25 protein-coding genes are annotated in these 24151 nt (G+C 67.6%); 9 read left to right on the top strand and 16 right to left on the bottom strand.

Annotated elements, in window-relative coordinates:
* Positions 1 to 59 precede the first annotated feature (59 nt).
* A complete protein-coding gene (locus tag AC1RJ5_RS14610) occupies positions 60 to 1430 on the top strand; it encodes a glycoside hydrolase family 47 protein (RefSeq protein WP_493113967.1) in 1371 nt (456 codons plus the stop codon).
* A 173-nt stretch (positions 1431 to 1603) separates the two neighbouring features.
* Positions 1604 to 3067 (top strand): helicase HerA domain-containing protein, encoded by a 1464-nt coding sequence (locus tag AC1RJ5_RS14605; protein ID WP_342250881.1) that lies wholly within the window; start codon positions 1604 to 1606, stop codon positions 3065 to 3067.
* On the opposite strand, the gene AC1RJ5_RS14600 is transcribed toward AC1RJ5_RS14605, so the two are convergent.
* Positions 3064 to 3981, bottom strand: a complete 918-nt coding sequence (locus tag AC1RJ5_RS14600; RefSeq protein ID WP_493113966.1) for an alpha/beta fold hydrolase — start codon at positions 3979 to 3981, stop codon at positions 3064 to 3066. The genes AC1RJ5_RS14605 and AC1RJ5_RS14600 overlap by 4 nt on opposite strands.
* An 8-nt stretch (positions 3982 to 3989) precedes the next feature.
* Complete coding sequence (locus AC1RJ5_RS14595; protein ID WP_269573263.1) at positions 3990 to 5816, bottom strand: ABCB family ABC transporter ATP-binding protein/permease; 1827 nt, start codon at positions 5814 to 5816, stop codon at positions 3990 to 3992.
* An 80-nt stretch (positions 5817 to 5896) separates the two neighbouring features.
* Between AC1RJ5_RS14595 and AC1RJ5_RS14590 the strand changes: the two genes are divergently transcribed.
* Together AC1RJ5_RS14590 and AC1RJ5_RS14585 are read left to right on the top strand one after the other, a co-directional pair.
* Entirely contained in the window at positions 5897 to 6136 is a 240-nt protein-coding gene (locus AC1RJ5_RS14590; protein ID WP_269573264.1) for a hypothetical protein, read from the top strand.
* 57 nt (positions 6137 to 6193) lie between these two features.
* Positions 6194 to 6547, top strand: coding sequence for a hypothetical protein (locus tag AC1RJ5_RS14585; RefSeq protein ID WP_342250878.1), 354 nt, complete (start codon positions 6194 to 6196; stop codon positions 6545 to 6547).
* On the opposite strand, the gene AC1RJ5_RS14580 is transcribed toward AC1RJ5_RS14585, so the two are convergent.
* The 6 genes from AC1RJ5_RS14580 to AC1RJ5_RS14555 form a co-directional block, all read right to left on the bottom strand.
* Positions 6544 to 7098, bottom strand: coding sequence for a hypothetical protein (locus AC1RJ5_RS14580; RefSeq protein ID WP_269573266.1), 555 nt, complete (start codon positions 7096 to 7098; stop codon positions 6544 to 6546). The genes AC1RJ5_RS14585 and AC1RJ5_RS14580 overlap by 4 nt on opposite strands.
* A gap of 68 nt (positions 7099 to 7166) precedes the next feature.
* Positions 7167 to 8117 carry a phytoene/squalene synthase family protein gene (locus AC1RJ5_RS14575; protein WP_493113963.1) on the bottom strand — a complete coding sequence of 317 codons (951 nt, stop codon included), beginning with the start codon at positions 8115 to 8117 and terminating at the stop codon, positions 7167 to 7169.
* Positions 8114 to 8695: an LOG family protein gene (locus AC1RJ5_RS14570; RefSeq protein ID WP_269573268.1), complete on the bottom strand. Its 582-nt coding sequence runs from the start codon at positions 8693 to 8695 to the stop codon at positions 8114 to 8116. The genes AC1RJ5_RS14575 and AC1RJ5_RS14570 overlap by 4 nt, the downstream gene beginning before the upstream one ends.
* 73 nt (positions 8696 to 8768) lie before the next feature.
* Positions 8769 to 10247 (bottom strand): phytoene desaturase, encoded by a 1479-nt coding sequence (locus tag AC1RJ5_RS14565; protein WP_269573269.1) that lies wholly within the window; start codon positions 10245 to 10247, stop codon positions 8769 to 8771.
* On the bottom strand, positions 10244 to 11407 hold the full coding sequence (gene crtY, locus AC1RJ5_RS14560) for a lycopene beta-cyclase CrtY (RefSeq protein ID WP_493113960.1): 1164 nt from the start codon (positions 11405 to 11407) through the stop codon (positions 10244 to 10246). Before crtY ends, AC1RJ5_RS14565 begins: the two co-directional genes overlap by 4 nt.
* A gap of 122 nt (positions 11408 to 11529) precedes the next feature.
* Positions 11530 to 12144, bottom strand: a complete 615-nt coding sequence (locus tag AC1RJ5_RS14555) for a glutathione binding-like protein (protein WP_493113958.1) — start codon at positions 12142 to 12144, stop codon at positions 11530 to 11532.
* Positions 12145 to 12205: 61 nt separating this feature from the next.
* Here AC1RJ5_RS14555 and AC1RJ5_RS14550 point away from each other — a divergent pair, with 61 nt between their 5' ends.
* Complete coding sequence (locus AC1RJ5_RS14550) at positions 12206 to 12805, top strand: TetR/AcrR family transcriptional regulator (protein WP_269573272.1); 600 nt, start codon at positions 12206 to 12208, stop codon at positions 12803 to 12805.
* Here the strand turns inward: AC1RJ5_RS14550 and AC1RJ5_RS14545 are convergent.
* The 6 genes from AC1RJ5_RS14545 to AC1RJ5_RS14520 all read right to left on the bottom strand — a co-directional run bounded on the left by AC1RJ5_RS14545 (position 12802) and on the right by AC1RJ5_RS14520 (position 16867).
* Positions 12802 to 13005 (bottom strand): putative signal transducing protein, encoded by a 204-nt coding sequence (locus AC1RJ5_RS14545; protein ID WP_269573273.1) that lies wholly within the window; start codon positions 13003 to 13005, stop codon positions 12802 to 12804. The two genes, AC1RJ5_RS14550 and AC1RJ5_RS14545, sit on opposite strands and share 4 nt — an antisense overlap.
* Positions 13005 to 13556: a pyridoxamine 5'-phosphate oxidase family protein gene (locus AC1RJ5_RS14540; protein ID WP_493113955.1), complete on the bottom strand. Its 552-nt coding sequence runs from the start codon at positions 13554 to 13556 to the stop codon at positions 13005 to 13007. Before AC1RJ5_RS14540 ends, AC1RJ5_RS14545 begins: the two co-directional genes overlap by 1 nt.
* Before the next feature lie 9 nt (positions 13557 to 13565).
* Positions 13566 to 14498: a DUF5996 family protein gene (locus AC1RJ5_RS14535; protein WP_493113953.1), complete on the bottom strand. Its 933-nt coding sequence runs from the start codon at positions 14496 to 14498 to the stop codon at positions 13566 to 13568.
* A gap of 9 nt (positions 14499 to 14507) precedes the next feature.
* Positions 14508 to 15011, bottom strand: coding sequence for a CPBP family glutamic-type intramembrane protease (locus tag AC1RJ5_RS14530; protein ID WP_493113951.1), 504 nt, complete (start codon positions 15009 to 15011; stop codon positions 14508 to 14510).
* Entirely contained in the window at positions 15008 to 16435 is a 1428-nt protein-coding gene (gene tldD, locus AC1RJ5_RS14525; protein WP_493113949.1) for a metalloprotease TldD, read from the bottom strand. The genes AC1RJ5_RS14530 and tldD overlap by 4 nt, the downstream gene beginning before the upstream one ends.
* A 198-nt stretch (positions 16436 to 16633) precedes the next feature.
* Positions 16634 to 16867 carry a zinc-finger domain-containing protein gene (locus AC1RJ5_RS14520; RefSeq protein WP_269573278.1) on the bottom strand — a complete coding sequence of 78 codons (234 nt, stop codon included), beginning with the start codon at positions 16865 to 16867 and terminating at the stop codon, positions 16634 to 16636.
* A 114-nt stretch (positions 16868 to 16981) separates the two neighbouring features.
* Between AC1RJ5_RS14520 and AC1RJ5_RS14515 the strand changes: the two genes are divergently transcribed.
* Both AC1RJ5_RS14515 and AC1RJ5_RS14510 read left to right on the top strand, forming a co-directional pair.
* Positions 16982 to 18073, top strand: a complete 1092-nt coding sequence (locus AC1RJ5_RS14515) for a sensor histidine kinase (protein WP_269573279.1) — start codon at positions 16982 to 16984, stop codon at positions 18071 to 18073.
* A 37-nt stretch (positions 18074 to 18110) separates the two neighbouring features.
* A complete protein-coding gene (locus AC1RJ5_RS14510) occupies positions 18111 to 19034 on the top strand; it encodes an ABC transporter ATP-binding protein (RefSeq protein ID WP_493113946.1) in 924 nt (307 codons plus the stop codon).
* Positions 19035 to 19634: 600 nt separating this feature from the next.
* On the opposite strand, the gene AC1RJ5_RS14505 is transcribed toward AC1RJ5_RS14510, so the two are convergent.
* Together AC1RJ5_RS14505 and AC1RJ5_RS14500 are read right to left on the bottom strand one after the other, a co-directional pair.
* The gene (locus AC1RJ5_RS14505) at positions 19635 to 20141 is read right to left on the bottom strand and encodes a hypothetical protein (protein WP_493113944.1); all 507 of its coding nucleotides are present in this window, start codon (positions 20139 to 20141) and stop codon (positions 19635 to 19637) included.
* Positions 20108 to 21016 carry a CE1 family esterase gene (locus tag AC1RJ5_RS14500; protein ID WP_269573282.1) on the bottom strand — a complete coding sequence of 303 codons (909 nt, stop codon included), beginning with the start codon at positions 21014 to 21016 and terminating at the stop codon, positions 20108 to 20110. The genes AC1RJ5_RS14505 and AC1RJ5_RS14500 overlap by 34 nt, the downstream gene beginning before the upstream one ends.
* 64 nt (positions 21017 to 21080) lie before the next feature.
* Here AC1RJ5_RS14500 and nadB point away from each other — a divergent pair, with 64 nt between their 5' ends.
* Positions 21081 to 22685, top strand: coding sequence for an L-aspartate oxidase (gene nadB / locus AC1RJ5_RS14495; RefSeq protein WP_269573283.1), 1605 nt, complete (start codon positions 21081 to 21083; stop codon positions 22683 to 22685).
* Positions 22682 to 24115 carry a glycosyltransferase family protein gene (locus AC1RJ5_RS14490; protein WP_493114707.1) on the top strand — a complete coding sequence of 478 codons (1434 nt, stop codon included), beginning with the start codon at positions 22682 to 22684 and terminating at the stop codon, positions 24113 to 24115. The genes nadB and AC1RJ5_RS14490 overlap by 4 nt, the downstream gene beginning before the upstream one ends.
* The last annotated feature ends 36 nt before the right edge of the window (positions 24116 to 24151 follow it).

The following is a 24151-nucleotide window of genomic DNA, read 5'->3' as shown; positions in this document are numbered from 1 at the left end:
GCCGCCAGGCACCGGCAAGCAGGGTTTGCACCGGCACGGGCGCGCGCTAGCCTGACGCCATGTCCAGCTTTCGCATCGGCCGTCGCGGCCTGATCGCCGGTGGCGCCGCCGCGCTGCTTCCCCTGCCCGCCACGGCCAAGGAGGACTGGCGCGCGCTGGCCGGCGAAGTGCGCGAGAGCATGCGCTGGGCCTGGCGGAACTACCGCGAGAAAGCCTGGGGCAAGGACCAGATCATGCCGGTCTCGGGCGGGTCCGAGAGCTTCTCGATCAAGGGGAAGCATGTCGGGCTCAGCCTGATCGAGGCGCTCGACACGCTGTGGCTGATGGAGCTGGACGCCGAGTTCAAGGACGGGGTGGACTGGATCCACGCCAATCTCGATTTCGACGTGGACGGCGAAGTCTCGGTGTTCGAGACGATCATCCGGCTGGTCGGCGGGCTGCTATCGGCGCATCTCGCCAGCGGCGACAAGCTGCTGCTCGCCAAGGCCAGGGATCTGGCCGACCGGCTGATGCCGAGTTTCGATCATTCGCCGATCGGGCTGCCGCACCGCTTCATCAACCTGAAGACGGGTGCGCTGCGCGATCCCATCACCAATCCGGCCGAAGTGGGCAGCTGCATCACCGAGTTCGGCACGCTGAGCCGGCTGACCGGCGATCCGCGCTATCACAAGGCGGCCAAGCGCGCGATGGTCGCGCTGTTCGGTCGGCGATCGGAGATCGGGCTGATGCCGGATTCGTTCGACTGCATGACCGGCGAGTGGAAGAGCCGCCGCGCGACGATCGGCCCGCCTTCGGACAGCTACTACGAATATCTGTGGGACGGCTGGCAGCTGTTCGGCGACCGCGAGTTCCTGGTGATGTACAAGAGCTGCACCGCGGCGATCTTGGAGAACCAGAAGGTCGAGCTGAACGGCGATACCTGGTTCGTCGATGTCGATTTCGAGACTGGCAAGCGGATCAACTGGGCGCAGGACGAGCTTTCGTCCTTCTATGGCGGGCTGCTCGCCCAGGGCGGCGATACCGCCGCTGGCGAAGCCTATACCCGCAGCTGGGACAAGGTGCAGGCGAAGTTCGGCATCCTGCCCGAGGGCTATGACGCCGAAAAGGGCACGCCGACCACCAAGACCAACGCGCTGCGCCCCGAGCTGGCCGATGCCGCGTTCAACCACTGGCTGCTCGACCGCAAGGAGGAATGGCGCGCGCTGGTCGCCCGGCATTTCCGGGCGATGCAGCAGTGGAACAAGGCCGCGTTCGGCTATGCGACCATGGCGGATGTCACCACCAAGGCGCAGGCGGACCATTGCCCGGGCTACTGGTGGTCGGAGCAGATGAAATATTACTGGCTGATCTTCTCCGATTGCCGCCGCTTCGATTACCGGAAGAACTATCTCTCGACCGAGGGGAATGTGCTGCTGGGGTTCAAGCGCTGACCTTCTACCTCGTCATCCCGGGCCTGACCCGGGGTCCCGCTGCCCTATATCGCCGCCAGAAGCGGGACCCCGGCTCAAGGCCGGGGTGATGATTGAGACGCAGGCGTATCGCTCACAGCTTTTCCACCGATGCCGCTTGCCCCCATCCCTCTCCATGCGCCAAAGCGGATGGGATGACGGTACGCGTGGACATGGGGCAGGACGGCAAGGGTGATGCCGTCGCCATGGATCTCGAGGAGCTGCTGGCGACGCGCTTGCTCGTCCAGGGCAATTCGGGGTCTGGCAAATCGCACCTGCTGCGCCGCCTGCTCGAGAAGAGCGCCGGCCATGTCCAGCAGGTGATCATCGATCCCGAGGGCGATTTCGTCACCCTGAGCGACCGATATGGCCATATCTCGATCGAGGCCGCCGATTACAGCGAGCGCGAGATCGCCCGCTTCGCCACCCGCATCCGCGAGCATCGGGCGTCGGTGGTACTCAGCCTGGAGGGGCTGGAGGCCGAGGGGCAGATGAAATGCGCCGCGGCATTCCTCAACGCGATGTTCGATGCCCCGCGCGACCATTGGTACCCGGCGTTGGTGGTGGTCGATGAGGCTCAGCTGTTCGCACCTTCGGGCGGCGGCGAGGTTGCCGAAGATGTGCGCCGCGCCTCGTTGAGCGCGATGACCAACCTGATGTGCCGCGGGCGCAAGCGCGGCCTTGCCGGCGTGATCGCCACCCAGCGCCTGGCCAAGCTCGCCAAGAACGTCGCGGCCGAGGCTTCGAACTTCCTGATGGGGCGCACCTTCCTCGATATCGACATGGCCCGCGCCGCCGACCTGCTCGGCATGGAGCGCCGCCAGGCCGAGGCGATCCGCGACCTGGCCCGCGGGCATTTCCTGGCGCTTGGCCCCGCGGTATCGCGCCGGCCGATCTCGGTGCAGATCGGCCCGGTCGAGACCAGCGCGCGCAGCGGCAGCCCCAAGCTGACTCCGCTGCCCGAGGCCCCCTCCGCCGAGCTCAAGGACCTGCTGCTGGCGCCCGCCGAGCCCGAATGGACGCCGCCGACGCCCCCGGCTCCTTCCGCCCCGCCCCAGCTCGCCAGCGATCGCCTGCTCGAGGCGCTCGCCCGCTCGACGCCGGCGCGCGAGGAAATCCCGGACGTCGATCCGGAGGAAGCGGCGCAGAAGATCGCCGAGGTGCTGCGCGACATCACCGCCGACGAGGAAAGCACCTATCGTTCGCCGTCCGTGCTGTACCAGGACTTCCTGGTCCGCTGCCGGATGGTCGGGCTCGCACGACCGCCGCTCGATCTGTCCAGCTTCGTGCGCCGGCTCTCGGCGGCACGGGCCGGCATTCACGGCGACCCCGACGACGACTGGGCGCAGGCGCTCGAAGCGGCGCGGGCACTGCCCGACGACATGCTCGGCCCATTCCTGCTGGTGGCGCGTGCCGCGCGCGAGGGCGCACCGTGCCCGAGCGACACGGAGATCGCGGCGACCTATGGCACCAGCTCGCTCGGCCGCGTCCGCCGCCTGCTCCAATATATCGAGAGCAAGGAGCTGTTCGTGACGCGCACCGACCTGTCGGGCAAGCGCTCGATCACCATCCCGCGACTGGGCTGGACCACCCAGCCGGCGGAGATCGGCAGCAGCTAGAGCCCGCGCAGCCAGGCTTCGGTTGCGTCGACATGCGTCACCGGGAGCATATGGCCGCCGTCGAGCAGCGCGACCGTACCGTTCTGGACATCCGACGCGGTCTTGCGGCCGTGCAACTCGGGATCGAGCAGCGCGTCCTGCCGGCCGTAAAGGATCGAGACCGGAATCGCGATTTCGCCATAGCGCGGCGCCTGGACCTGCATTGCCCCGGGTGCATGATCGATCTCGAAACAACCCATCTGGAAGCTCGCCGGGCGGATGGCGAGCGCGCCGCCGGCCTTGACCGGGAAATCCTCGGGCAGCGGATCGGGAGCGAAGACGGCCGTCGTCTTGGCCTTGCCGGTGCGCATTGAGAGCGGCACCGCGATCGTCCAGGCGATCAGCGGGCGAAGCGGCGCTGGTATCACCAGCCCCTTGAGCGGCGCGGGTGCTTCATCGATTGGCTGGGTGAGCGGGGCGATCAGGCCTAGGCCGCGCACCGCCTGCGGATGGCGCAGCGCCAGCGCCAGGCTGACCGCACCGCCCATCGAATGACCGACCAGCAAGGGCTTTTCCAGCCCGAGCTTCGCGATCGCCGCGGCGACGGCATCGGCCTGTGCGTTCAGGTCGAGGCGCGGGCCGGTGAGCGTGGAATAGCCCCAGCCCGGACGATCCATCACGATGACGTGGTGATCGGCGGCGAGGCGGCCGGCGAGCGCATAGGTGAAGACGCGCAGCTGGCTCATGATGCCGTGGATCATTACGATCACCGGGGCATCGGCCGGGCCCATCTCGACGACATGCATGCGCACGCCGGGCACTTCGACCTGGCGGCCGTCCATCGGCACCCAGCGCTCGACCCCGCGCGCGACATAGCCGGACCAGAGAACGAGCGCAGCGATCACCACCGCCAGCGCAACCAGGAACCAGATCATCGCCCCTCCTATTCGGCGGGGACTTCCTCTCCGCCCTCGGCCTCACGCTCCTGCGCCTGCCGCGCCCACATTTCGGCATAGAGACCGTTTTTGCGCAAGAGCTGGGCATGCGTGCCCTGCTCGGCCACCCGGCCTGCCTCGAGCACGATGATCCGGTCGGCATGTACGACCGTGGAAAGCCGGTGCGCGATGACGATGGTGGTGCGGCCATGCTCGATCGCCTCGAGCGTCGCCTGGATATCCGCCTCGGTACGGCTGTCGAGTGCGCTGGTCGCTTCGTCGAGGATCAGGATCGGCGGGTTCTTCACCAGCGTGCGTGCAATGGCGACGCGCTGCTTCTCGCCGCCGGAAAGCTTGAGCCCGCGTTCACCGACCCGCGTCTCGAAACCGTCGGGCAGCGACTGGATGAAGCCGGCGATCGCGGCACCGCGCGCCGCGGCGGCGATTTCGTCGGGAGTCGCACCCTCGCGGCCATAGGCGATGTTGTAGCCGATCGTGTCGTTGAACAGCACCGTGTCCTGCGGGACGATGCCGATCGAACCGCGCAGCGACGACTGAGTCACGTCGCGGATATCCTGCCCATCGATGGTGATGCGGCCGCCGGTGACGTCATAGAAGCGGTACATCAGCCGTGCGAGCGTCGACTTGCCGGCGCCCGAGGGGCCGACCACCGCAACGGTGGCGCCGGCCGGAATGTCGAGATCGACGCCCTTCAGGATCTCGCGGTCCGGATCATAGCCGAAATGCACGCCTTCGAAGCGGACATGGCCGCTGGCGATGGCGAGCGGCACCGCGTTCGGCGCGTCCTTCACCTCGGCGGCGCTGTCGAGCAGGTCGAACATCGATCCCATGTCGATCACACCCTGGCGGATCGTGCGATAGACCCAGCCCAGCATGTCGAGCGGGCGGAAGAGCTGGCTGAGCAGCGTCGAGACCAGCACCACGTCGCCCGCGGTGAACTTGCCCGAGGACCAGCCGAAGACGACCAGCGCCATGCCCGCGCCGAGCATGGTGTTGGTGATCAGCGCCTGACCGATATTGAGCCAGGCCAGACTGTTCTCGCTGGTGGTCGCCGCGCGGGCATAGGCGGTGACGGCATTCTCGTAGCGCCGCGCCTCGCGCTCCTCGGCGTTGAAATACTTCACCGTCTCGAAGTTGAGCAGCGAATCGACGGCATGGGCGACCGCGCCGGTATCGAGATCGTTCATCTTCTCGCGCAGCTTCGAGCGCCAATCGGTCACCCAGCGGGTGAAGGCGATGTAGAGCACGACCATCGCCATGGTGCCCGCGACCAGCCACACGCCGTAGCGCGTCCAGAAGATGCCGACCACGAGCGCGAGTTCGAGGATCGTCGGGGCGATGTTGAACAGGAGGAAATAGAGCATCGTGTCGATGCTCTTGGTGCCGCGCTCGACCACCTTGGTGATCGCGCCGGTGCGCCGCTCGAGATGGAAGCGCAGACTCAGCTGGTGCAGATGCCGGAACACATCGGCAGCGAGGCGGCGCGTGGCATCCTGCCCCACCTTCTCGAACACCGCGTTGCGGAGATTGTCGAACAGCACCGTGCCGAAACGGGCGAGCGCATAGCCGGTAACCAGCGCCACCACGAGCCAGACCGCGTCGCGTGACCCGCCCGCCATCCGGTCGATCGCCCCCTGCAGCGCGAAGGGCGCGCCATAGACCTGGACCAGCTTGGAGATGACGACGAGCCCGAGCGCGATGACGATGCGCACGCGCAAGCCGGCCGCGTTCCTGGGCCAGAGATAGGGAAGGAAACGCCGCAGCGTGGCGAGCATCGGGCGCTCGCCGGCGGGTGCATCGGAATTGGAAGCCATCACGCGTGATTTGGGGCGCTCGGCGCCGCGATGCAACGGTTGGACGCGCGAGCCGTTGTTAACCTTTGAAGGAGGCGGCGATGGACCAGGTCTTCTATCTGCTCGCGATCATGGGTTGCAGCGACGACAATCTCGACTGCCGGCAGGCGCGGATCGAGCCCGCGCGCTACACCAGCTTTGCGCGTTGCCAGGAGGCGGTGGCCGATGCTTTGCGCCGCAATACCGACCTCGATTACCCGGTAATCGCCGGCGCCTGCCAGCGCCAGACGCCGGAAATGGCACGCCAGGGCGCCCCGAAACTGGACGGCAAAGGCCGCTAGCACCGCCTTCCCGTTTCATTTATGTTGCAGATGCGAAACTGTTTCGGGGGAAACGGAATGAAGCAGCTGCTTGGTGTCGTGGTGGGACTTGCCGTGGGGATTGGGGTGATCCTGGGGCTGCGCTGGATCGGGATGCATTATGCGATCCCCGAGGATTTCATGCCCGGCATGAACCCATCTCCGCAGACGATCACCGTCGGCAGCTGGGCGCTCGGCGCGCTGGCAGGCGGCGTGGCGGCGGTGCGGATCGCCGGCACCCCAGCAAGCGGCTGGATCGTCGCGCTGCTGGCGATCGGCTTCGCGCTGATCCAGAGCCTGATCGCGCCCCATCCGCTCTGGATGCAGTTCGCAGCAGTTGCGGCACCGCTGCTCGCAGGCGCCATCGTCTCCGGAATCGCGCGGCCGGCCTAGCCTCCGACCCGCTGGAGCTGCCAGACTTCTCCGTCGGCGGACTGGAGGACCAGCATATTGCCCTGGCGGCGCACCGCATAGACGTCGACACGCCCGGCTTCGCGCGTCTCATCGCCCGTGCCGTCGCAATCGAGGCTGAGCGCCCGGACGGACTCGCTCTTCAGCACCAGCCGGCCATCGGCATAGCCGGCCATGCCGTCGCGGCGCGTGCCTTCGCGGATCTCGCAGTCATTGGTCGGCGAAGCGGTGCGGCGCTTCTCGGTGGTCCATTTGAACCGGCCATCGGGCTGGATGCGCAGGCGGACCATATAATGGACCTGCATCGGCACTTCCTCGTCGCGCAGCACGGTGCTGGTCACCGGCCCCCGCCCGGTGACCATGCCGCGGCCGGCAAGCGAAGCAGTCGGCCGATCGCGGAGCACCGGCACGCGCACCAGCTGGGTGCGCGTGGACGTCTGATCCCATTGCCCGGCCAGTTCGGAAGCTCCCTGGGGCGCATCCTGCGCAGCGACAAGCGCCAGGCAAGCGAGCGGGAAAAGGAGGATACGCATGGCGAGCGGGTTCCCCCATCCGCGGGCGTTCGTCTTCCGTCCCGCGACCAAGCCGGCGGCGGCCGCGTTCAATCGGGACGCGAGCGGGTCCAGAGATCGGGATCGCGCGGTGCAGCGGGATAGAGATCCCGGCGGCGCAGCGCCTGCCACCAGGACCGGGCGATCCAGCCGAGCTTCTCGAAGCCCGACGTGGAGACCCGGTGATCCCATGCATGTTCCCCGCGTGCGGCAACCTTCTCGGCAATCGCGCCATAGATGCCGGTCGCGGCGAGCACCGCCCAGGCCGAGCGAAAGCCGAGCTTCGGGGTGCCGACACGGGCGCTCGCGGCATAGTCCTCCGCTCCCCGCGCCAGCCGCCCGGCCAACACGGCAAGGCGCTGGCGGAAGGGCGGCTTCATGTGCTGGCCGGGCGGGATATCCATCTCGACCAGCCAGTCATCGGGCAGATAGCAGCGCGCGATCCGGTCGTCCGCCTCGATATCGCGGGCGATATTGGCGAGCTGGAAGGCGATGCCGAGATCACAGGCGCGATCAAGTGTCGCGTCGTCGGCGGGCGACACGCCCATGATGATCGCCATCATGCAGCCGACCGAGCCCGCGACATGATAGCAATAGCGATAGAGATCCACCTCGTGCCGGGGATGCCACTCGTCGGCGTCGAGCGCGAAGCCCTCTACCAGGTCCCAGACGAAACGGTGCGGGATGCCGGCCTCGGCCACGACGATGCGCAGTGCGTCGAACGCCGGATCACCGATCCACTGCCCATCCAGCGCCGCTTGCGTGAGCAGGCGGATACGGGCGAGCCCCGCCTGCCTGTCGCTTTCGCTGGCGCCGTGGCCATGATCCTGGCCGTCGGCAAGATCGTCACAAGCGCGGCACCAGGCATAGAGCAGCCAGGCGCGCTCACGCGTCCTGCGGTCGAACAGCCGGCTGGCGGCCGAGAAGCTGCCCGAACCGCGCGCGATCGATTCCTGCGCGGTCGCGACGAGCGCGGCACGCGAAGGAAGCGTGGAACTCACAGATCGCCGCGTCGCATCTGCACGATCGTCTCGACCGGCTTGGCCGCGACCATCTTGTCGAGCAGCCCTTCGAGCGTGCTGTCGACGATCAGCATGTTCTGGTGCTGCGGGCGGACGAAGCCGACCTGGCCCATATGCTCCCAGAACTCGACGAGCTTGTCATAATAGCCGGCGATGTTGAGCAGGCCGACCGGATCGGTGTGATAGCCGAGCTGCGCCCAGCTGAGCGCTTCCCACAGCTCGTCCATCGTGCCGGTGCCGCCGGGCAGGTTGATGAAACCGTCGGCGATGTCGGTGAAGCGCGCCTTGCGCTCGTGCATGGTAGCGACGACGTGCAGCTCGGTGCAGCCGCGATGCGCGACTTCGGCATTGACCAGCAGCTCGGGGATCACGCCGATCACTTCACCGCCCGCCTCCAGCGCCGAATCCGCCACAGCGCCCATCAGGCCGAGCTTGCCGCCGCCATAGACGATGCCGATGTTGCGCTCCGCCAGCGTGCGCCCGACATGGCGCGCGGCCTCGATATAGACGGGATCGGCCGGGCTGGCCGAACCGCAATAGACTGCGACGCGCTTCATATTCTGGTCTTTCCGAAAGTCATGGATCGCCCCGCATTCGGCCAGAACGCGCTTCGGGGCAAGTCGATCAGAGTCACTTCCCGTCCCCCAGCATCAGCGCCGCGGTCGCCTTGGCGCTGCCGACCACGCCCGGGATGCCCGCGCCCGGATGGGTGCCGGCGCCGACGAAGAAGAGATTGTGGATCGCATCGTCGCGATTGTGGGTACGGAACCAGGCGCTCTGGGTGAGGATCGGCTCGAGGCTGAAGGCCGAGCCCATATGCGCACCGAGATCGTCGCGGAAATCGGGCGGCGCGTAGCTGAACTTCGTTACGATCCGATCCTTGAGGTCGGGGATCAGCCGACGCTGGATCTCAGCGAGGATGCGCTCCTCGAGGATCGGGGCGATCTCGTCCCAATTGGCCGGGAACTTGCCGAGATGGGGCACCGGAGCGAGTGCGTAGAAGGTCGCATGCCCCTCCGGCGCCATCGCCGGATCGCTGGCGCTGGGATGATGGAGATAGAGCGAAAAGTCCTCGCTCAGCACGCCATGCTCGAAAATGTCCTCGAGCAGCCCCTGGTAGCGCGGGCCGAACAGGATCGAGTGGTGCGGGATGTCCGGAAAGGTCCCGCGCACCCCGAAATGGACGACGAACAGCGAAGGCGAGAAGCGCTTGCGCTGCAGGCGCTGCGCCGCGCGCTGGCTGGAACGCGAGCCCTTGAGCAGGTCGCGATAGCTGTGGACCACGTCCGCGTTGCAGGCCACGGCATCGACCTGCAGCTCATAGCCGCTCATCGTCCGCACCCCGGTGACGAGATCGCCGAGCGTCTCGATCCGCGCGACCGGATCGCCGAGCCGGATCGTGCCGCCAAGCCGTTCGAAATGGCGAACCATCGCGGCGACCAGCTGATTGGTACCGCCTTCGGCCCACCAGACCCCGCTCTTGCGCTCCAGCTGGTGGATCAGCGCGTAGATAGAGCTGGCAGTCATCGGATTGCCGCCGACGAGCAGCGTGTGGAAGGAAAATGCCTGGCGCAGCTTCTCGTTGCGGATGAAGCTCGCGACCTTGGCGTAGACCGACCGCCAGGCGCCGTATTTTGCGAGCGCGGGCGCGGCGCGGACCATCGACATGAAGTCCTGGAACGCGACATGGCCGAGCTTCACATAGCCTTCCTCGTACACGCCGGCGGAATATTCGAGGAAACGGCCATAGCCGGCGACATCCTGCGGCTCGAGTCGGGCGATCTCGGCGGCAAGCGCATGATCGTCGTTGGAATAGTCGAAGCGCGTGCCATCGGGCCAGAACAGCCGGTAGAAGGGCGTGACCGGCATGAGCCTGACGTCATCGGCCATGCGGCGACCGGAGAGCTGCCAGAGCTCCTCCAGCACTTCCGGCGCGGTGATGACAGTGGGGCCCGCATCGAAGGTGAAGCCGTCGCGCTCCCAGAAATAGGCGCGGCCACCGGGCTTGTCGCGCGCTTCCAGCACCACGGTCTCGACACCCGCCGATTGCAGCCGGATCGCCAGGGCCAGCCCGCCGAGCCCGGCACCCACCACCGCGGCGCGCTTCACCGGTACGATTCCCGGATCGCCGACAGCGCGCGGCCGACCGGCACCGGCGGTTTGCCCGAGACGATGCGCAGCCGGTCGAGCAGGGTCGAATGGCCGGCATAGAAGCGGCCGATCAGCTGGGGATCGAGACGATAGAAGCGCTGCAGCACGCGGTAACGCTCCTCGGGTTCGGCGGCCTTGAACAACATGGCGGCCAGCATGCGGTAGAAATGGCGGCGGCGCCATGTCGATCGCGCGAAATCATGAAGAAGATTGTGCAGTGCGGCGCCACCGAGATCACTCGCCGCCGCGACCAGCGTGGCGGTGCGCACCGCATCGGGCAGGCTGTAGCTGGTCAGCGGATGGAAGAGACCGGCGCGAGAGCCTGCCTTGGCGACCTTGTCTCCGCCGGCACGCCAATACGCCTCGAAACTGCCGCCCATCACCACCGGCAGCACGCCGCCTTCCTCCCGGACGATACGATCGACCTTCCAGCCGCGCCCCTCCGCATAGGCATCAAGCCGGCTGCCGAGCAGCACAGGATCGATATCGGGCGTGTCGCTGTAATAGGTATCCTCGGCGAAGACACCGGTAGTCGAGAAGGGCAAGGCGTAGAGGAAGCGATAGCCATCGAGCTGCTCGACCGTCGCGTCCATCACCACCGGGCGCTCGAGATGATGCTCGCCGCGCAATTCCAGCTCGCGGCCGTAGAATTTCTGCCAGCCGCAATGGAGCATCGAGAGATCGCCGGGGCCACGGCAATCGATCACCCCTTTCGCCTCGATCCGGTCGCCATCGGCGAGGAGGACGGCGGTGGGCGTGACTTCGGCGACGTCGCGCCGGGTCATCACCGCCTGCTCAGGCAAATCGCCGCGGACGACCTGGTCGAACCGGCGCGATTCGATCGAATAATAGCCGGTGCGCAGCGTCCGCGAGACCGCGGGAAAGGCGACGTCATAGCTGCGCCAGCCATGGCAGATCAGCGGCGCGGTCAGCCAGCGATCGGCCGGCGCGACATCGCTGGCGAAGAAGGACCAGAGATGGTTGCCCCCGATCCGGCTGCCGCCCTCGACGATGCGGACATCGACATCGGGCCGCCGCCGGCGCAGCGCGAGCGCGATCAGGCCGCCGGCAAGTCCCCCGCCGACAATCGCCACGTCGCAGTTGATCGTTGCGGGCATGACACAGGCCTAACCCAGCGATTCGCCCGATTCCAACAAAAATGCCCCTCCCGCACGCGACGGAAGGGGCAGGTGTGGTGGGAGCGACCGCGATGCGGCCACGCCCGGAGCGCGGAAGGGTGTCAGGCGGCCTTGAGCAGCGGCCATTCGGCAGCCATCGCCCGGGCGACCGCGGGCCGGGCGCGCATCCGCTCGCGATAGGCGGCAAGCACCGGCCAGTCGGCGAGCGGCACCTTGCTGAACTCCGACCAGTTGAGCACCGCGACCAGATAGGCATCGGCGACGGTGAAGCGATCTTGGAGGAATTCGCGGCCTTCCAGATGCTTCGACAGCACGGTGAAGGGCCGGGCGTGGCGGGCGCGCGCCGCCGCCTGCTCGGCCTCCGAATAGCCCTTGCCAAGGATCGGCATGTACACCGCCTTGTGCAGCTCGGTGCTGACGAAGTTCAGCCAGGCGAGCATCCGGTAATGTGCGTCGGAAAAGCCGGTGAAGCTGAGCGCACCCTCGGGCGCCAGCTCGGCGATATAGGTGAGCACCGCCGGCCCTTCGGTGAGGACGAAACCGGTGCCGGTCTCGATCGCCGGAACATAGCCCATCGGCGAAATCTCGGTGAAGTCCCTGCCATCGGCCAGGCGCAAATCCCGGGGCACCTGGACATAATCGGCGTCGAGCCCGGCTTCTTCCAGCGCGATGCGCGCCGCCAGCGAACAGGCGAAGGGGGTGAAATAGAGCTTCATGACGAGTCTCCCTTGTATTTTTGTACGATCTCGCACAAAAATAATCGGGTCAAGGAATTTAATGCGAACCGATACAAAAATAGCCAGCCGGGGCCGTGGAAGGCCGCGCAAGTTCGACGAGGAAGCGGTGCTGCGCGCCGCGCTCCAGCGCTTCCGCACGCTCGGCTATTCGAACACATCGCTCGACGACCTGGCCGAGGCGACGGGAGTGAACCGGCCGAGCCTCTACGCCACCTTCGGCGACAAGAAGGCGCTGTATCTCGCCGGCCTGGCGCGCACCCATGCCAGCGTCGACGCGACCTTCCGGGCGCTCCATGAAGCTGCCTATCCGCCCGAGAAGATGCTCAAGGCACTGTTCATTGGCGCGATCGAGGGGTTCCTGACCGGCGAGGACGGCCCCTCGGGCTGCATCGCGGTGAATACGGCCGCGACCGAGGCGGTGACCGATCCGGACATCCGCGCGGCCCTGGCGGCGTTTGTCGCATTGCAGGATGGCTGGATCGAGAAGCTGATGGCGCAGGCCGGCAGCGCGGATCCGCTGGGCGATGCGCAGATCGCCTCCTCGGTGATCCATTCGCTGAGCACCCGAGCCCGCGCCGGCACGCCGCGCGAGGAACTGATCCGGATCGCCAAGAAGGCGACGGCACTGCTGCTCGGCTAGACTGCGGCGTCCAGAATCGCGCGCGCGCGCTCGACATCCTCGTCGTCGACCATCACCCGAACCGGGATCAGCAGGTACGAGCCATCGGCGATGCTGGTGCCGGCATCGAACACGAAGCTGGGGATGTCCTCGTCCTCCAGCCGGCCCTGGACGATGAAAGCTTCCTGCCGGTCGAACCGGCCGATCTCGACAAGCGCCATCAGACGGGTTCCTCGCTGGGATTGCGTACCGGCAGGCCGTCGATGCTGTGGGTGCGCACCGCATATTTGGCGAAGCGCGCCGAGGCGCCGTGCTTGACATGATATCTGCTGAGCGTCTCGCGCTCCCGATCGAACGTCATGTGCGGCACTGCCCAGCCGCAGCTGCTCTGCGCGCCGTCCACGCTGACATCGAAGATCTGGCGGGTACCGGGCAACAGCGCGAAATGCGCGGCCAGCTCGGCCCATTCCGGATCCTGGGGCAGCACGGGCTTGCCATGGCCATAGAGGCGCAGGATCAGCGCGGGACTGTCAAAGGCGCAGAACATGATGGTGATGCGGCCATCGGCGATCAGGTGCGCATGCGTCTCGTTGCCCGAGCCGGCAACGTCGAGATAGGCGACGCGGTTGGGTCCCAGCACGCGGAAACAGTCCATGCCCTTGGGGCTGAGGTTCACCCGGCTTTCAGGCGCCGCCGTCGCGACGAAGAACATCGGCTGGCGCGCGATGAAGGCGCAGTGATCGTCGGTGAGCGCATCGAAGAACTCGGCCATGCCGCGTTTCTAGACGATCCGCGGTTTGCGGGGAACACCCGGCGAGCACTCCAGATGCGCACGATCCCATTTGCCGAGATCGGCCGCGGCATCATAGGTCGACTGGAGAAAGCCGAGCAGCATCGCACGCGGGTCCTCCGCGGTACGGACGGCGTCATAGTCGAGCAGCCATTCGCCGAGGCCGTTGTCGAAATAGGCCGGGGCCGGCACTTCGGCATCGGCATAACCCTCGGGCGCCGGATAGCCATAGGCGTAGAAGGCTGGTTTCGGAAACGCGTCGCTCCCCGGCCAGAAACCGGCGCTGGCTTCCTCATGGCTATAGGCTTCGCAGGTCACCGCATCGGGCAGGCCGGGGAATCCGCCCGGGTGCTTCGGCGCGGTGCGGCCCGAGAAGCGGGTGACCGCGAGGTCGAAGCTGCCCCAGAAGAAATGGACCGGGCTGGCCTTGCCGAGGAAACCGGTGCGGAACTGCCGGAAGACCCGGTCGATCCAGAGCAGCACCCGGTGGAAGTCGCGCACCGCTCCGCCATTCCAGGGGCGCTCCGCGGTGTCCTCGACAAAGGGCACCGGATCGGGGACTTCGCTCGGGACGCCATTGAACGCCACCGGCGTGCCCAGCGCGGCCAGCGCGGCGACCAGCGCGGCGTGGAAATCGGCGACGCTTCCGGGCCCGAGCGGGATGCTCGCCTCGCCGCCGCTGTCAGTCGTAAGCCGGAGCTCGCTTTCGAGCAGGTCGAGATCGAGCTGCAGCGTGGCATCGTCGCACGGGATCGGCCCGGTCGTCAGACCCCAGGCCATCGGATAAAGCACGACATGCCAGCTATGGTTGAGCCAGGGGGTATGCGCGAGGCGGACCTTGCCGATGATCTGGGTGATCAGGTGAAGGTGCTGCGCGGTACCGCGCCAGCTGGTCCAGTCGAGTTCGGGAAGCGCCTGGTTCATGCCCATTTCCTATCCGATCGGCCCGGCGAACAACAGCTTCCACCCCGCGACGATAAGCCAATGCGTGCAGACGCAGGGCCAGATGCTGCCGGTCGCGCGGTAGAGGCGCACGAGCAGAGCGCCGAGCACCGCGACGATCATCAGGAAGCGCGAATCGAGGAATATCGCCGACCAGGGCGGGCCGAAGGTCAGTGCCTGGAAGGGGTGCCAGAGGACGAACATGCCGACCGCCAGTGCCGCCTGCCATAGCGGGAAAGGGCGATCCGGCGGCGGGACGATCAGGCCGCGGAAAACCAGCTCCTCGCCCAATGCCGGAACCAGCATCAGGGTGAAGAAGACGCCCAGCCAAGGAAGGCCGAAGGGCATCGGATCGAAATGGGCGAGGCCGGTGGCGAAGGCGAGCAGTGCGATGAGGGGCAGCCCCCAGAGCAACTCCCGCCCCACTGCACGCCAGCCACGCGCATCCGGCCAGGTGACGAGCGCCGCGTGGAGGCGACGCCCGGCCCGGATCACGCCGCGGTGCCGCCCACCGTCAGCCCGTCCACCAGCAGCGTCGGCTGGCCGACACCGGCCGGAACGCTCTGCCCGCCCTTGCCGCACATGCCGACGCCTTCATCGAGCGCGAAATCGTTGCCGATGCCGGTGACCTTGTTGAGCACCGTCGGCCCGTCGCCGATCAGCGTCGCGCCCTTGATCGGCGCGCCGAGCTTGCCGTTCTCGATCAGATAGGCCTCGGTGCAGGAGAAGACGAACTTCCCCGAGACGATATCGACCTGCCCGCCACCGAACGACTTGGCGAAGATGCCCTTCTTCACGCGGCTCAGCAGCTCGGCGGGATCGTCCTTGCCGCCCTTCATGAACGTGTTCGTCATGCGGGGCATCGGGGCGTGCTGGAAGGATTCACGACGCCCGTTGCCGGTGGGCGAAACCCCCATCAAACGCGCGTTCAAACGGTCCTGCATATAGCCTTTGAGGATGCCGTCCTCGATCAGGATCGTCTCGCGCGTCGGCGTGCCCTCGTCGTCGATCGACAGCGAACCGCGACGATCCGTCAGCGAACCGTCATCGACCACCGTCACGCCCCGCGCCGCAACCCGCTCGCCGATCCGTCCCGAAAAGGCGGAGGTGCCCTTGCGGTTGAAATCGCCCTCGAGCCCGTGCCCGACCGCCTCGTGCAGCAGCACGCCCGGCCAGCCGGGACCGCACAGCACGGTCATGTCGCCCGCCGGCGCATCGACCGCGTCGAGATTGACCAGCGCCTGGGCCAGCGCCTCGTCGATCGCGCGGTTCCAGGTCTCCGGCTGGAAGAGGTTGTCGTAGAGCGTGCGCCCGCCCAGCCCGAAGCTGCCCGTCTCGCGCCGGCCATTCTGTTCGACCACGATGCTCACATTGAGCCGCACCAGCGGACGGATATCGGTGGCGATGAAGCCGTCCGGCCGGACGATCTCGACCACGCTCCACGAACCGGTGAGCCCGACCGAGACCTGCTGCACCCGCGGATCGCGCGCCCGCGCCGCCGCGTCGATCGACTGGCAGAGGTTCACCTTGTCGGCGAAGGGCACCAGATCGAGCGGATCCTGATGCGTGTAGAGATGGCGGTTATTGCCCTGGGGCGGCGGCGCCTTGCCGGCCTTGCCCGGCTCGATCAGCGCCATCGTCTCCGCCGCGCGGCGGATCGCGGCGGGCGTGATCTCGTTGGCGTGCGCAAAGGCCGTGGTCTCGCCCGACACCGCGCGCAGGCCGAAGCCCGACTGGGTATCGAACGACGCGGTCTTCAGCCGGCCATCGTCGAAGCCGAACGCCTCGGTCTTGCGATACTGGAGATAGAGCTCGCCATCCTCGGCGCTGGCCAGCGCCTCGGCGGTGAGCTTCGCGGCCGTCTCGGGATCGAGGCTGTCGCGATAGATATAGCTGCGCGGATCGGTCGGGATGCTCATCCGGGGAATATAGGTCGCTTCGGCGAAGAGTCACGTCGGCGAGAGTGCAACATAGTGCGCCCCTTAGGTTCCCCGGCGACGGCCGGGGCCCAGTCTCGACGCCAATCGAGAGCACGGTCCGCCCTCACAACGCGCATTGCAGCTGGGCCCCGGCCTTCGCCGGGGAACAGCTGAAACAACAATGCGCCGGATTTGTGCTTAGACGCTCGCGCCAGCCGGGTGATCGGGAAGCTGGCTCTGGTCGGCGCCGTCGGCCGGGCCGCCGATCAGCACGAAGCGGCGATCGCAATAGCCGCAATCGACATAGCCATGCTCGTCGATCTGGAGGAACACGCGCGGATGGCCAAGGGCGGCGGGCAGGCCGGGGCCGGTGCCGTCACAGGCGACGCGGGCGGAAGCGGTGCGGATAAGCTCGGGCAGGTGCGCGGTCATGCCGCGCCTATAACGCCGCGCATCGCCGCTCGCAACGCACAGCATGACCCGGCGGGATGACAGCGTGGTGGCTTATCCCCTATAGGCACCCCCGCGTCGAGAAACGGAAGAGGTATGTCCCCTACCCTGGAGATCGTCGCGCCCGCGCCCCGCGAGGCGGCGCAGCTTACCATCGTGCTCTGGGCCGCCGCCCTGTCGGTGATCGTGCCGGGCATCGCGGTTTCCGGCCAGATGGCGGGCCTGGGCGAATGGATCACGCTGATCTGGGGCACGCTGGCGGCGATCCTGCTCGCATCGCTGATCTATCTCGCGCTGCGCTGGGCGAGCGGCCGGCCCTTGTGGATCGCGCTGCCGCTGGGCCTCGCCGCCTTGCTGGTCACCGCGCTGCTCCAGATGGCGGCCGATTTCGGCGGCCAGTTCTTCGTCCATGCCTTCATGGACACGCGCGTGCCCGATCATTCGCCGCAATCGCTGCTGCTGGTGACGGTGATCTATTTCCTGATCGACGGCTGCACCGCCGCGCTGTTCGTGATCCTGGGCACGGTGCGCCGTATCCGGCTGCGCGAGCAGGAGCTCGCCGCCGCCCGCGTCGCCGGGCTGGAAAGCGAGCTCAACCTGCTGCGCCTGCAGCTCAACCCGCATTTCCTGTGCAACTCGCTCAACGCCATCTCCAGCCTGATCCTCACCGAGCGTATCGGCGAGGCGAACCAGATGGTGGAAGGGCTGAGCGGCTTCCTGCGCGCGACGATGGACCTCGATACCGGCATGGTACCGCTGGCCGACGAGCTGGAGACGGTGGAACGCTATCTGGAGCTGGAGGGCGCGCGCTTCGGCAGCCGGCTCCAGGTGTCGATCGCCGCCGAGCCGGGGATGCTGGGCCAGCAGGTGCCGAGCTTCCTGCTCCAGCCGCTGGTCGAGAATGCGATCAAGCACGGCGTGGAAGCCACCGCTGGCGATTCGACGCTCGACATCGCGGCGCGGCGCGAGGGCGATGCGCTGCTGCTGATCGTGGAGAATCGCGGCGCCGGCCCCCGGCGCCCCCCTTCCCGCCCCGGCCATGGCATCGGCCTGGCCAACACCAGGGCGCGGCTGGGCATGCTCTATGGCGCCGCCGCCCGGCTGGACGGGGCGCCGATCGAGCAGGGCTATCGCGCGACGATCCGGCTGCCGCTGGCCGAGGCAAACGCAGCGGTCCACGCCGCCTGACCTTTGCCGCGGGCGCGCAAGCGTCTATGCGGCGGGCATGACTCAGGCGGCCATTGCGATCGACTCTCTCTGCAAGACCTATCAGGGCGGCAAGCGCGCGCTCGACGGCGTGACCTTCGACGTGCCGCGCGGGCAGATCTTCGGATTGCTCGGCCCCAATGGTGCGGGCAAGTCGACGCTGATCAACATCCTGGCGGGGCTGGTCAACAAGACCGGCGGCACCGTGTCGATCTGGGGCTTCGACATCGATGCGCACCCGCGCAACGCCAAGGCGAGCATCGGCATCGTCAACCAGGAGATCATCTTCGATCCCTTCTTCACGCCGAAGGAGACGCTGGAGATCCAGGCCGGGCTCTACGGTGTGCCCCGGGACAAGTTCGACGCGATGGCGCTGCTGCGCGCCGTCCACCTCGAGGACAAGGCCGACGCCTATTCGCGCACGCTCTCGGGCGGGATGAAGCGCCGGCTGATGGTCGCCAAGGCGATGGTGCACTCGCCACCCGTGCTCGTCCTCGACGAGCCGACCGCCGGTGTCGACGTCGAGCTTCGCCAGCAGCTCTGGGCCTATGTCCGCGAGCTCAACCAGCGCGGCGTGACGGTGGTGCTGACCACCCATTATCTCGAGGAAGCCGAGCAGCTGTGCGACCGGATCGCGATCATCAACCACGGCAAGCTGATCGCCAACAAGCCGACCCGCGAGCTGGTGGGCATGGCGCAGGAAAAGGTGGTCGAAGTCACCGTCGACCGCGACGTGGCGACGGTGCCGGACAATGCCTGTTTCCAGAAGGTGGAGATGAAGGGCGAGCGCACCCTGGTCATCACCTACCGCAAGGACCAGGCGAATGCCGGCGAAGTGCTGGGCGCGGTGCAGGGCGCGGGTCTCGGCATCGTCGATGTCTCGACGCGTGAGGCGGACCTGGAGGACGTGTTCCTGAACCTGACCCGGGCGGCGAACGGCTGACGCCGCCTTCGTGCGCGAGGCCCGTTGCAGGGCCTCTGCCCGGCAACGGGCCAGTCCGCCCGCCTCCCGCGCCTTGCCGCGGCAGCCATATGCCGAAAGCGGCGTCCCGCCCCGGCATGCCGATGGTCAATTACTTCCCGCCGCCGGTAATCCGGTCAAGACTCCACCTCAGCAAGACCAGAAGAACGCTACCCAAGAACCACTTATAACTAAAACTACCAAGCGCGACCGCAATAGAAACACAAATAGTCATCTGAACACCTCGCATAATACATAAGCAAGTCCTTTGCTTATTTTTGGAAAACAGCAGAAGCATTTCGCCTAAGCTGCTTCCGCATAATACACCCCCCACAGCAGACGATTCCATATCTATTTTCGAGTTGCTCAATCCGGCGATACGCGGCCGGATGCAGAGAGCCGGGCTGGGCATCGTCGACGCCTGGATGCGGGAGGCGTATCTGACGGGTTCCTGAACCTGACCCGGGCGGCGAATGGGTGAGGCTTCGCCCCTGTTCCCCGGCGAACGCCGGGGCCCAGGCTCACAAGCGGGAAGGCAGAGAAACCCTGGGCCCCGGCTTTCGCCGGGGAGCGGGATTGCTTCTAACCGGCAATCCGCACGTCCCATTTCCGGAACTCGATCAGCCAGTCGGGTGCGCCGGACAGCCACATTTCCGAGCCCAGCTCCATCAGCATACCGGCATGGAGGTCGAAGCCGGCACGGCTGATCTCGATGATCGGGGCGAGGCCGTTGCCGGGGACGACCCAGAGCAAGTCGTCGGGGCCGATCCGCGCGGCGAGCGCGGCGCGGGCGAAATCGGGGCGCTCGTGCTCGAATATGGTTTCGTGAATGTGCGGGATCGCGCTCCAGTCGAGATGGAACATACCGGCGGGAACGAGGTCGCCGCGCCAGTCCGGCCGGTCCTCGTCGTCGCGGTAGCGCAGGCGGAAGGGGGTGCCGGCGGCGGCGAGCTTCTCGTCATCGCCCCATAGGGCGGCGCGCTGTTCCTCGCGGCTGATCCGCCCGCGCATCGCCTCGCGCCGGGCGGCGATCTCGCGGCGCTTCGCCTCGTCCATCAGCGGCGCCGGTACCGGGCGAAGAAGGCCCACATCGCGTCATTGTCCGCCGCCCAGACATGGCCGGCGCCACGCGTGATCCGGCCGGCGACTTCGGTGCCGGCGCGGCAGTTCGCATAGCGGACCTCGTAGAGCTTGTCGGTCAGGTCGCGCTGGACCGGGCCGGTGCGGCACAGGTCGAGATCGGCCCAGCGGCGCAGCGCCGTCGCCATCGTATATTGCCAATAGCCGGCACCACCGCCCTGGATCGGATTGGTGCCGTCGGCATCGCCGGCAAAGGCGATCACCGGCATCGGCCGGGACGGCTGGCAGGTGGCGGGATCGGGGACGCGCTTGTCGCTCGCCAGCGGATTGCCGGCGCGCAGGCCGACCACCGGGGCGATCGCGGCGAAGCGCGCGGCGGCGACGCAGCCGAGCCAGCTGGTCATCCGGCCGCCGCCCGACAGGCCGGTGGCATAGACGCGGCTGGTATCGATGCAGCGATTGGCGGCGAGCCAGTCGATCGCCTTGCCGAGAAAGGCGACGTCATCAGCATCGCCCGGGCCGGGGATCCTGCCCGAGACGGTGGGGACGCCGGGAATGTTCCAGACATAGCCCTTTTCCAGCGGGATGCCGGCATCGGGGGCGAGGACGATGAAGCCATGCGCGTCGGCCGCGGTGGCGAGCTTCGAATTCTCCAGCATCGCGGCACCCGTGCCGCCGCTGCCATGGAGCAGCAGGACCAGCGGCGCCGGACGGGCGCGGGAGAAGCCGGTGGGGAGATGGAGCATCGCGGCGCGGCCGGTGTCGCCGATGCGCAGCTGCACCGTCTGGCCGACGGCACCGAGCGTGCAGCCCTTGGCGGCCGCGGGGGCCGCGCCGAAGGCGGCCAGGGCGGCCATGACTAAACCCAGGCTTTGGCGGCGCATGTCTCTCTCCCGTTGCAGCACCCCTGCCTAACGCCTAGTCCGGGCAGGAACCAGCGGAAGAGACATGTCGGACGATCCCCATAGCAGCGACGTTCTTGTGATCGGATCGGGTGCGGCGGGGCTCACCGCCGCGCTCAACCTGGCCCAGCGTTTCAAGGTTACCGTGCTCGCCAAGGGCGGGTTCGCCGAGGGCTCGACCGCCTGGGCGCAGGGCGGGATCGCCGCGGTGCTCGAGCCCGGCGACACGTTCGAGAGCCATATCGAGGACACGATGATCGCCGGCGCGGGGCTGAACGACCGCGCCACGGTGGAGATGGTGGTCGAGAACGCACCGGCGGCGATCCGTCGGCTGGCCGAGCTGGGGGTGCCGTTCAACACCGAGGGCGGCGCGCTGCATCTGACTCGCGAGGGCGGGCACAGCCATCGCCGCATCGTCCATGTCGACGACGCCACCGGCCTGGCGGTGCAGACGGCGCTGCTGAAGGCGGCGCAGGCCCATCCGAACATCACCCTGGTGCCCGACCAGGTGGTGATCGACCTGGCGACCAGCCGGCATGAGGAGCGCTATTCGGGCGCGGGCAATGTCTGGGGCGTCTATGCCTTCAACCGGGCGACGAACCGCGTGGAGCTGTTCACCGCGCGGGCGACCGTGCTGGCGACCGGCGGCGCGGGGCGGACCTATCTGTTCTCGACCGCGCCGAGGGGCGCGACCGGGGACGGCATCGCCATGGCGTGGCGCGCGGGCTGCCGCATCTCGAACATGGAGATGATGCAGTTCCACCCGACCTGCCTCTACAATCTCGAGGTCAAGAACTTCCTGATCACCGAGGCGGTGCGCGGCGAGGGCGGGCGGCTGCTGCTGCCCCCCGATGCCGGCGAGGAAGCGGGCAAGCGCTTCATGCCGGAGTTCGATCCCAGAGCCGAGCTGGCGCCGCGCGACATCGTGGCGCGGGCGATCGACCATGAGATCAAGCGGCTCGGCCTCGACTATGTCCATCTCGACATCAGCCATATGGGCGCCGAGTTCGTGAAGCATCACTTCCCGACGATCCATGCGCGGCTGCTCGATCTCGATATCGACATGACGCGGGAGCCGATCCCGGTCGTCCCCGCCCAGCATTACACCTGCGGCGGCGTGATGGTGGACCGCGACGGGCGCACCGACCTGCCCAATCTCTATGCGGCGGGCGAAGTCACCCAGTCCGGACTGCACGGCGCCAATCGCCTGGCGTCGAACTCGCTGCTGGAATGCTTCGTGTTCGGCGAGGCGGTGGCCCGCCACATCACCGCGCACTGGGACGCGCTGCACCCGGTGCCGGCGATCCGGCCCTGGGACGAGAGCCGGGTCACCGATTCCGACGAGGAAGTGGTGATCAAGCAAAACTGGACCGAGATCCGGCGCTTCATGTGGAACTATGTCGGCATCGTGCGCACCACCAAGCGGCTCGAGCGCGCGGCGCACCGGATCAAGATGCTGCGCGAGGAAGTGGCGGACTATTACGGCCATTTCCGGGTGACGCCCGACCTGATCGAGCTGCGCAACCTGCTGGAAAGCGCCGACCTGATCGTGCGCTCGGCGCTCCACCGCAAGGAGAGCCGCGGGCTGCACTACAACCTCGACTATCCCGAGACGCTGCCGCAGGCGGTCGACACGGTGCTGGTGCCCTGAGCGCCAGAAGGATCTTCTGGGGGGCGATCGCGCTGGCGGCGCTGCTGCGTGCCGTTGCCGCCATTCCCTTCATCGTCGGCTGGTTCGACGAGATCTGGCAATATCTCGAGCCCGCCTGGCATCTGGTCGCCGGGCCCTGGGTGCAGACCTGGGACTATCGCGCCGGCCTGCGCAGCTGGCTGATTCCCGAGCTGCTCAGCCTGCCGATGGGGCTGGGGCACGCACTGTCCCCCGATACGACGCTGCACCTGTTGCTGGTGCGGTTCACCCTGGCGGCGCTCTCGCTGGTGATCGTGGGCGCGGCGGTGGCGCTCGGGCTCAGGCTGTCGCGATTGCACGGGATAGTCGCAGGGTTCGTCGCGGCGACCTGGTTCGAGCTGGTCTTCTTCGCCCCCCGTGCGCTCTCGGAGCCGATCGGGCTGGCGCTGCTGATGGGCGCGGTCTGGCTGCTGCTCGCGCGGGACCGGCTGGGACCTCGCCAGTTCGCCCTTGCCGGGCTGCTGATGGGGCTCTGCTTCGTCGCGCGTATCCAGTACGCCCCTGCCCTGCTCACCCTGGCGATCCTGACCGCGCGCGGGGACGGGCGCGGCGCCTGGCTGCCAATGATCGCGGGCGGCTGCGGCGCGCTGGCAGTGGATGCGCTGGCCAATCTCGCCATGGGCGCCGTCCCCTTCCGCTGGATGATCGAGGCGGCGCGGATCAACATCGTCGAAGGACGCGCCAAGGCCTATGGCACGATGCCGGTCACCGGCTATTTCGCGCTGATCACCTGGTACTGGACCCTCGCCGCGGCGCCGATCCTGCTGCTCGCCTGGGTCGGGGCGAAGCGCTACCCGGCGCTGCTCTGGATCGCGCTGGTCCATCTCGGTTTCCACTCGCTGATCGGCCACAAGGAATATCGCTTCGTGCTGGCGAGCACCGCGCTGCTGGTGATCCTGGCGGCGATCGGCAGCGCCGACCTGTTGCGCCGCGTGCCCCGCCGCCGGCTGGCGCTGGCCACCGCCGGCACGCTCTTGCTGTGGGGCGGGACCTCGGCGGCGCTGGCCATGGGGCATTTCCGGCCGAACTGGACGATGGAAGCCGATCTCGCCGCCGCACTGGAGCGCGCCGGCCGGCCGCCCGCGACCTGCGGCCTCGCGCTCTATCGCCCGCGCGACACGGTCGCCGGCGCCTATGCGCTGTATCGGCGCGATACCCCGATCTATGTGATCGGGACGCCGGCGGAAGCCCGGCGGCGCGCCGATGCATTCGACGTAGTGGTTGCACCGCGTACGCATGTCGCCGAGCTGCCCCGCCAATATCGCCTCGAAAGCTGTGCCGCGCCGGGCATCACCGATGCGCCGGGCTGCGTCGCGCGGCGCATCGGCAGCTGCACGCCGGATCCGGCCGCGACCAGTCTCAACGCCTGGCTCGCCGCCGGCGGCAATTGAAACCTCAGGATTTTCCCTGCGTTCTGGCCAAAAAGT

Source organism: Sphingomonas sp. GW822-FHT03G08 (assembly GCF_058801135.1).
Note: the sequence above shows the minus strand (reverse complement) of the source record. Positions and strands in the feature narration are given on the sequence as shown.

Coding starts and splice junctions, on each gene's coding strand:
- AC1RJ5_RS14610 (WP_493113967.1), top strand. CDS start 60: ATGTCCAGCTTTCGCATCGGCCGTCGCGGCCTGATCGCCGGTGGCGCC.
- AC1RJ5_RS14605 (WP_342250881.1), top strand. CDS start 1,604: ATGACGGTACGCGTGGACATGGGGCAGGACGGCAAGGGTGATGCCGTC.
- AC1RJ5_RS14600 (WP_493113966.1), bottom strand. CDS start 3,981: ATGATCTGGTTCCTGGTTGCGCTGGCGGTGGTGATCGCTGCGCTCGTT.
- AC1RJ5_RS14595 (WP_269573263.1), bottom strand. CDS start 5,816: ATGGCTTCCAATTCCGATGCACCCGCCGGCGAGCGCCCGATGCTCGCC.
- AC1RJ5_RS14590 (WP_269573264.1), top strand. CDS start 5,897: ATGGACCAGGTCTTCTATCTGCTCGCGATCATGGGTTGCAGCGACGAC.
- AC1RJ5_RS14585 (WP_342250878.1), top strand. CDS start 6,194: ATGAAGCAGCTGCTTGGTGTCGTGGTGGGACTTGCCGTGGGGATTGGG.
- AC1RJ5_RS14580 (WP_269573266.1), bottom strand. CDS start 7,098: ATGCGTATCCTCCTTTTCCCGCTCGCTTGCCTGGCGCTTGTCGCTGCG.
- AC1RJ5_RS14570 (WP_269573268.1), bottom strand. CDS start 8,695: ATGAAGCGCGTCGCAGTCTATTGCGGTTCGGCCAGCCCGGCCGATCCC.
- crtY (WP_493113960.1), bottom strand. CDS start 11,407: ATGCCCGCAACGATCAACTGCGACGTGGCGATTGTCGGCGGGGGACTT.
- AC1RJ5_RS14555 (WP_493113958.1), bottom strand. CDS start 12,144: ATGAAGCTCTATTTCACCCCCTTCGCCTGTTCGCTGGCGGCGCGCATC.
- AC1RJ5_RS14550 (WP_269573272.1), top strand. CDS start 12,206: ATGCGAACCGATACAAAAATAGCCAGCCGGGGCCGTGGAAGGCCGCGC.
- AC1RJ5_RS14545 (WP_269573273.1), bottom strand. CDS start 13,005: ATGGCGCTTGTCGAGATCGGCCGGTTCGACCGGCAGGAAGCTTTCATC.
- AC1RJ5_RS14540 (WP_493113955.1), bottom strand. CDS start 13,556: ATGGCCGAGTTCTTCGATGCGCTCACCGACGATCACTGCGCCTTCATC.
- AC1RJ5_RS14535 (WP_493113953.1), bottom strand. CDS start 14,498: ATGAACCAGGCGCTTCCCGAACTCGACTGGACCAGCTGGCGCGGTACC.
- tldD (WP_493113949.1), bottom strand. CDS start 16,435: ATGAGCATCCCGACCGATCCGCGCAGCTATATCTATCGCGACAGCCTC.
- AC1RJ5_RS14520 (WP_269573278.1), bottom strand. CDS start 16,867: ATGACCGCGCACCTGCCCGAGCTTATCCGCACCGCTTCCGCCCGCGTC.
- AC1RJ5_RS14515 (WP_269573279.1), top strand. CDS start 16,982: ATGTCCCCTACCCTGGAGATCGTCGCGCCCGCGCCCCGCGAGGCGGCG.
- AC1RJ5_RS14510 (WP_493113946.1), top strand. CDS start 18,111: ATGACTCAGGCGGCCATTGCGATCGACTCTCTCTGCAAGACCTATCAG.
- AC1RJ5_RS14500 (WP_269573282.1), bottom strand. CDS start 21,016: ATGCGCCGCCAAAGCCTGGGTTTAGTCATGGCCGCCCTGGCCGCCTTC.
- nadB (WP_269573283.1), top strand. CDS start 21,081: ATGTCGGACGATCCCCATAGCAGCGACGTTCTTGTGATCGGATCGGGT.